At 64.6% G+C, this 6,802-nt stretch carries 9 protein-coding genes and 1 pseudogene; 3 read left to right on the forward strand and 7 right to left on the reverse strand.

Translation table 11 applies throughout. From position 1 onward, the window contains the following. Positions 1 to 155 precede the first annotated feature (155 nt). From RMO18_RS12190 to tatA, 4 genes are read right to left on the reverse strand one after another with little or no spacing between them, the layout of a single operon-like run. Entirely contained in the window at positions 156 to 1,001 is an 846-nt protein-coding gene (locus RMO18_RS12190; RefSeq protein WP_309666210.1) for an ATP-binding protein, read from the reverse strand. Beyond that, entirely contained in the window at positions 998 to 1,831 is an 834-nt protein-coding gene (gene tatC / locus RMO18_RS12195) for a twin-arginine translocase subunit TatC (RefSeq protein ID WP_309666211.1), read from the reverse strand. The genes RMO18_RS12190 and tatC overlap by 4 nt, the downstream gene beginning before the upstream one ends. Then, positions 1,828 to 2,424, reverse strand: coding sequence for a Sec-independent protein translocase protein TatB (gene tatB, locus RMO18_RS21130; RefSeq protein WP_405054065.1), 597 nt, complete (start codon positions 2,422 to 2,424; stop codon positions 1,828 to 1,830). The genes tatC and tatB overlap by 4 nt, the downstream gene beginning before the upstream one ends. Positions 2,425 to 2,457: 33 nt before the next feature. Further along, on the reverse strand, positions 2,458 to 2,664 hold the full coding sequence (tatA, locus tag RMO18_RS12205; protein WP_309666213.1) for a twin-arginine translocase TatA/TatE family subunit: 207 nt from the start codon (positions 2,662 to 2,664) through the stop codon (positions 2,458 to 2,460). 155 nt (positions 2,665 to 2,819) lie between these two features. On the opposite strand from tatA, the gene RMO18_RS12210 reads away from it, so the two are divergent. From RMO18_RS12210 to RMO18_RS12220, 3 genes are read left to right on the forward strand one after another with little or no spacing between them, the layout of a single operon-like run. Then, the gene (locus RMO18_RS12210) at positions 2,820 to 3,182 is read left to right on the forward strand and encodes an HTH domain-containing protein (protein WP_309666214.1); all 363 of its coding nucleotides are present in this window, start codon (positions 2,820 to 2,822) and stop codon (positions 3,180 to 3,182) included. A 59-nt stretch (positions 3,183 to 3,241) separates the two neighbouring features. Further along, complete coding sequence (locus RMO18_RS12215; RefSeq protein ID WP_309666215.1) at positions 3,242 to 3,565, forward strand: hypothetical protein; 324 nt, start codon at positions 3,242 to 3,244, stop codon at positions 3,563 to 3,565. Between the two features lie 31 nt (positions 3,566 to 3,596). Next, positions 3,597 to 4,271: a YafY family protein gene (locus RMO18_RS12220; protein ID WP_309666216.1), complete on the forward strand. Its 675-nt coding sequence runs from the start codon at positions 3,597 to 3,599 to the stop codon at positions 4,269 to 4,271. A gap of 19 nt (positions 4,272 to 4,290) precedes the next feature. On the opposite strand, the gene RMO18_RS12225 is transcribed toward RMO18_RS12220, so the two are convergent. From RMO18_RS12225 to RMO18_RS12235, 3 genes and pseudogenes are all read right to left on the reverse strand, one after another. Beyond that, positions 4,291 to 4,638: a hypothetical protein gene (locus tag RMO18_RS12225; RefSeq protein WP_309666217.1), complete on the reverse strand. Its 348-nt coding sequence runs from the start codon at positions 4,636 to 4,638 to the stop codon at positions 4,291 to 4,293. Positions 4,639 to 4,876: 238 nt separating this feature from the next. Further along, entirely contained in the window at positions 4,877 to 5,959 is a 1,083-nt protein-coding gene (locus tag RMO18_RS12230) for an ABC transporter ATP-binding protein (RefSeq protein WP_309666219.1), read from the reverse strand. A 64-nt stretch (positions 5,960 to 6,023) separates the two neighbouring features. Beyond that, a pseudogene (locus tag RMO18_RS12235) lies at positions 6,024 to 6,800 on the reverse strand (SDR family oxidoreductase). Positions 6,801 to 6,802 lie beyond the last annotated feature (2 nt).

A 6,802-nucleotide genomic window follows, 5' to 3' on the forward strand; every position in this document is an offset into this window, starting at 1 on the left:
CACCCGGGCGGCCGTGCGATGAACGTCGAACATCAGTTCAGGGTGCTGGTGGAAATCACGGCGCCACGCGGTGATCTCGGGCAGCATGTCGGCAATGCGGTTCTTGACGGGCATGAAAGCTCTCCTTCTCCGGCAGCTTCCTCCTTTCGCCGCTCTCAGGCAAGCCCCACCCGCACGCCGTGTCGCGCCGCCAGATCGCAAAAGAACTGCCACGCCACCCGGCCCGACCGCGCCCCGCGCGTCGCCTGCCATTCGATCGCTTCGGCGCGCAAACGGCCTTCGGGCACCGCCACACCATACGCCGCGCAATAGCCCTCGATCATCAGCAGATACTCGTCCTGGCTGCACGGATGAAACCCCAACCACAGCCCGAACCGGTCCGACAGCGACACCTTCTCCTCCACCGCCTCCGACGGGCTGATCGCGGTGGAACGTTCGTTCTCGATCATCTCGCGCGGCATCAGGTGGCGGCGGTTCGAGGTGGCATACAGCAGCACATTCTCCGGCCGCCCCTCGATGCCGCCATCCAGCACCGCCTTCAGGCTTTTGTAATGCTGGTCGTCATGGCTGAAACTCAGGTCATCGCAGAACAGGATAAACCGGTGCGCCGCGCCGCGCAGATGCGCCAGCAGCCGCTGCACCGAAGGCAAGTCTTCGCGGCTCAGCTCAACGATCTTGAGCGCGTGGCCCTCGGCCAGCACGGCGGCATGCACGGCCTTCACCAGCGAAGATTTCCCCATCCCCCGCGCGCCCCACAGCAGCGCGTTGTTCGCAGGCAAACCGCGCGCGAAATGCCGGGTGTTATCCATCAGCGTATCGCGCGACCGGTTCACGCCGACCAAAAGCCCGATATCAACCCGCGCCACCCGCGTCACCGGTTCAAGCCGGTCCGGCCCGGTGTGCCAGGCAAACGCCTCCGCCGCCGCGAAATCAGGCGCTGGCATCGGCGCCGGGGCCAACCGCTCCAGCGCCGCTGCAATCCGCTCCAGCGCGTCCGTCACGCCACCTCGTCCTCGTCATCCACCCAGGTGCCATCGGCGCGGGCGGCAGCCTCGCGGTCGCGCTCGAACCGGGCGATCAGCCAGATCGAGATTTCGTACAGCGGATAGATCGCGCTGAACATCACCACTTGGCTGAACGCATCCGGCGGGGTCACAATGGCAGCCACGATCAGGATCAGCACGATCGCGTATTTCCGCGTAGCCCGCAGACCGGCGGCAGAAATGATCCCCGCGCGGCCCATCAGCGTCAGCAGCACCGGCAGCTGAAAGCACAGACCAAACGCCAGAACAAAGCTCATCGTCAGCGCCAGATAGCTTTCCATCGACCCTTGGAACACCACGCCCGCAGGCATTGCCGCCCCGGCAGATCCCGCCTCGAACGCCGTCTGGAACCCAAGGAAGAACGCAAAGGCAAACGGCAGGATCACATAATAGGCAAAGGCCGCGCCAATGAAGAACATCACCGGGCTGGCCACCAGAAACGGCAGGAACGCATTCTTTTCCGACCGGTAAAGGCCCGGCGCCACAAAGCGCCACATCTGATAGGCGATGATCGGGAAGGCCATCAGGAACCCCGCCCACATCGCAATGCGGATCGCGGTGAAAAAGCCCTCCTGCGCCTTGATCAACACCAGTTGGCATTCCTGACCCCGATCGGCCAGCACTTCGCACATCGGCCGGGCAAGAAAGTTGAACACCGGCTGCCAGATCAGGTAGCCGATGAAAAAGCAGATCATGAAGGCCGACATCGCATACAGAATGCGGGTGCGCAGTTCGGCAAGGTGCTCGATCAGTGGCGCGGAACTGTCTTCGATCTGATCCGCGCTCATGCTTCACCCGTTTCTTTCTTCTTGCGCACCCGTCCGGCGCGCTTCACCGCTGGCGGGTTTGGCGGTTCTGCAACCGCCGGCCCAACATTTACCGGACCTGCGTTCACTGGCCCTGCATTCACCGCGCGCAGCTTTTCCGCCGCTTCCGCCGTGATCGCCTTGCGTGCCTTGACCTTTTCGGCCAGCGCCGCCGTCTCTGGCCCCATTGCGGCAACGGGTGCCGCAACCGCGGGGGTCGCCGGTGCAGGCGGGGCGGCGATGTTTGGTGCCGGGGCCTTGGCCGGGGTCGCCGTCTTTGCAGGGGTCGCCGTCTTCAACGGATCCCACTTTTCGAACTTCGATGCCGCATCTTTCACCGCGTCCAGGCCCATGTTGCGCGGCGAGGCTGCGTTCTTCAGATCCTTGGCCACATCGGCCACACCGCTGGCCTTGGCGGCCTCCTCCATCGCACGCGAAAACTCGCGCGACATGGACCGCGCCTTGGCAGTGAACCGCCCAAGCGTGCGGAACATCTCGGGCAGATCGCGCGGACCGATCACGATCAGCGCCACCACCCCGATGATCACCAGTTCCGTCCAGCCGATATCAAACATTCAGACGCCGCCTTCCAAGCCAAAGTTCAAGGATCAGACCTTGTCCTTTTCCGAAGGCGTCACGTCCTTTGCGGTTTCGACGGCTTCCTTCTCAATTTCCTCGGTGCCATCCTTCACACCCTTCTTGAAGGCGGTGATGCCTTTGCCGACTTCACCCATTAGGTTGGAAATCTTGCCGCGCCCGAACAGCACCAGCACCACGATGCCGATGATCAGAATTTGCCAGGGACCTACCTGCATCTTGTCTCTCCTGTGAACCCTTGCCCGCCGTTGGGCCATGACAGGCGTTTTAGGCAGTCTTGCCGGGGGTTCAAAGTCCCTTTGGGCCGCAAAGGCCGCTTGCGGATGCAGTCTGCCGACAGTATTTTGTCAGTTGCCCTGTTCTGGTGCCCCTGATGAAACGCGACAGCCGCCTGTTTGATATTGTTCAGACCCTGCGCGACGGGCGGCTGCACACGGCTGCCGAACTGGCGGTTGCCCTTGGTGTCTCCACCCGCACCATCTGGCGCGACATGGCGATGATGGCCGCAACCGGCCTGCCGGTTGAGGGCGAGCGTGGCCTTGGTTACATCCTGCGCTCGCCGCTGATGTTGCCGCCCACCATGCTGACCCCGGATGAGTTGGAGGCGCTGGTCGAAGGCCTGCGCCACGTTGGCCAGGACGAAAACCCCCGCGCCCGCGCCGCGCTCAGCCTGCTGGTCAAAGTGGCCACACTGCTGCCGCAGGCGGGAATTGACGTCGACGCGAAAGATAACTGACAGGGTGTTGTCAGTTGGCCCCTGCCATAGCCTCTCCATCGCAACCGATGGAGATGCCGATGCAGAATTCCCAATCCAACGACGGCCCAGTTATGGAAGTTGTCCGTTTTCGCCTCAAGGCGGGCAACGCCGAAGCGGCCTTCCTGAATGCCGCCAAGGCCACCGAAACCCCGCTTCGCGCCCAGCGCGGCTTTGTCCGCCGCGCCCTCACCCGTGCCGAAGATGGCTTCTGGACCGATCACGTCATCTGGTCGTCGATGGCAATGGCGGGGGCCGGTGCGGATGCGATGATGGCGGAACCCGCGTTCCAGCCCTTCATGGCCATGATCGATGGCCCGACCGTCAGCATGCGCCATGACCGGATCCACTGGCAGATGGATTGACCTGCAGCCAACGCCCGGTCACCCTCGCCCGATGCGCCGCACCGACCGCTTGTTCGAGATCATCCAGACCCTGCGCGACGGGCGACTTTATACCGCCCGCGCCATGGCCGAACAGCTTGAGGTGTCGGTCCGCACCATCTGGCGCGACATGGCAACCCTCATCGCCTCCGGCCTGCCGGTGGAGGGGGAGCGCGGCGTCGGCTACATCCTGCGCGAGCCGATCACCTTGCCGCCCCTGACCCTGACCCCGGACGAGGTGCTGGCCCTGACCCTGGGCTTGGCGCTGGTCAGTGCCGGTGCCGACCCCTCGCTCACTTCCGCTGCGGCGTCACTGCGCGCCAAGATCGAAGCGGTGATCCCCGCGCGCCTGCTGCCGGGGGCCGAGGATGGCCACTGGGTCTATCCCGGCACCGAAGCTTTGGCCGCCGCCCACCACCTGCCAACCCTGCGCCGCGCAATCCGCCTGCGCGAACGGCTGATCCTGACCTACCGCGACGCCGATGGGCAGACCTCGACGCGCCCCGTCCGCCCGCTGATCCTGGAATTCTGGGGCCGGGTCTGGACCCTTGCCACCTGGTGCGAAACCCGCACCGCGTTTCGCAGCTTTCGCGTCGACCGGATCGACGGCATCACCGGCACCGGCGACACCTTCCCCGATGAGGCCGCTTGCAACCTTGCCGCCTACCGCGCCAGCGTCAGCGCCTGACGCCGAACACCACGGTCGATCATAAGGGCTGGTCTTTGCTCCTTGACTTGCCGACCAGTCTGATCAGGCCCCAAACCAAGTAGAAAATCGCTGCAAACCCGATGGCGGTGGCGCCAACAACGGTCCAGAAAACGTCAGGCCGCTCAGACGCAAGGATCAGGCCTTCATGGACGGGCCCGGGCCCTGCGCCAAGGCTGACAACAGCCAGGAATTTAAGGGCGACCTGTGCAAACAACCCGGCAACCATGCCCAATCCAACAGCAGTGCCGATCAAGATGAGGTGTTTGTTCATGCTGTCCCAAAAGGCCTGTCCTACTTCGCTGCCACCCGTGAAGGTCTGGCTCCACGGTGTCAATCCCATCGTCAAGGATCTGCCGGATCGCAAGCCTTCTATCGACCGGTGAGGGGTTTGCCAAAGACCCCGGCAACACCCGCGCCGCCGACTGCGCGCTGAACGGCGGGGGGTAGGGGCGATTCGCGCAGCATGGTTAACCGGCGATGGACCCGTCGCGCGTAGAGACGAAAGGAAGACGCTAGGAAGACGCAAGAAAGATCGCCAATTTTCCGCCAAGACCTTGACTTAACAGAACGAACTCTGCCCCCGGTCAGACCCCGAAGACAAAGCACCGGTCGCGCCGCATCATCAGCCACAGGACCGTGCCGGGCTTCGGCAGGAACACACCCGGGACCGATGCCGTCAGCTTCGCGCCCTCAAAGTCCATCGCAAAGTCCACCAGGCTTTCGCGGCCCAGATACCGGCTGCGCAGCACCGTTCCACGGGCGGGCACCCCTTCCTCGGATGTCGGGTTCGGCCCCCGGCCACCCCGGTCAAAGTCGATCCGCAAGTGCTGGGGGCGAATGACAATCTCCACCGCGCCGCCATCGGCATGACCTGGGGTCAGAAAGGCGCCAAACGGTGTTTCGGTCAATGCTCCCTTCGACACGCCCCGGATCACATTGATATCGCTGAAGAACGCCGCCGCCGCCTTGTCCACCGGGGCGTTGTAGACGTTATAGGGCGCGCCGCGCTGCACGATCTGTCCGCCCCGCATCAGCGCGATCTCGTCGCCCATCCGCATCGCCTCGTCCGGCTCATGCGTCACCAGCAGAACCCCGGTGCCCGCTTCCTTCAACAGTTCCAGCGTGGTGTCGCGGATGCCGTCGCGCAGCCGGTTGTCCAGCCCGGAAAACGGCTCATCCATCAGCATCACCCGTGGCCGTGGTGCCAGGGCCCGCGCCAACGCCACACGCTGCTGCTCACCGCCTGACAATTGGTGCGGATGCTTGGCGCCAAACCCGCCAAGGCTGACTTTTTCCAGCAACTCACCCACCCGGCCCGCCTTCAACGCCCGGTCGCCCCTCAGACCAAAGCCCACATTCTCGGCCACCGTCAGGTGCGGGAACAGCGCGAAATCCTGAAACATCAGGCCCACCGACCGCGCCTCGGGCGGCAGATGCACCCCCGGCCCCGCGACCAGACGCCCATCAATCCGCACCTCGCCCGCTTCGGCCCGGTCGACCCCCGCGATCATCCGCAGCGTGGTAGATTTACCGCAGCCAGACGGCCCCAGAAGGCACGTCACCTGCCCCGGCGCCACCATCAACGACACGTCATCCACCACCCGGCGCCCGCCAAAAGAACGGCTCAGATGCTGGACCTCAAGGCGCGGGATGGGGACAGAGGCCATGATACCTGTGTGAATTGGTCAGGCTTTCCCTACCAGCGCCGAAGGCGAGGGGCAAGCGTGCCCGCTACATCGTGGAATAGGTCGCGCCACCATCCAACAGGATGTTCTGCCCCACAATGAACCCGGCATGGTCCGAGCACAGGAAGGCACAGGCCGCACCAAACTCTGCCGCCGTGCCATAGCGGCCTGCGGGAATCGTGGCGCTGCGCTCGGCAATCGCCTCCTCCATACTGATCCCGCGCGCCTTGACCACGCCACCGTCCAGCGCAATCGCACGGTCCGTCGCGTGAATGCCGGGAAGCAGGTTGTTGATCGTGACGCCCTTGCCCGCCACTTGCCGCGAAGTGCCTGCCACGAACCCGGTCAACCCGGCGCGCGCACTGTTCGACAGGCCCAACTGCGGCACTGGCGATTTCACTGAAACGCTGGTGATGTTGACCACCCGGCCCCAGCCCTGCGCCATCATCCCCGGCAACACCGCCTGCATCAACGCAATCGGCGTCAGCATGTTGGCATCCAGCGCGCGGATGAAATCGGCGCGGTCCCAGTCGTTCCACATTCCGGGGGGCGGGCCACCGGCATTCGTCACCAGTATGTCAAACGGCCCGTGCGCCAGCACCGCCGCACGACCCGCCTCGGAGGTGATGTCGCCCGCGACCGTGACCACATTCACCTGATGCTTGGCCCGGATCGCACCTGCCGCCGCCTCCAGCGCCTCGGTCCCGCGCGCGTTCATCACCAGATCGACGCCCGCTGCCGCCTATGCCTCGGCACAGCCGCGCCCCAGCCCTTTGGATGACGCGCAAACCAGCGCCCGCTTTCCCCTGATCCCCAGATCCATCT

It is taken from the genome of Tabrizicola sp., from assembly GCF_031377265.1.
In the GTDB taxonomy this organism is placed as follows: domain Bacteria; phylum Pseudomonadota; class Alphaproteobacteria; order Rhodobacterales; family Rhodobacteraceae; genus JAUYQR01.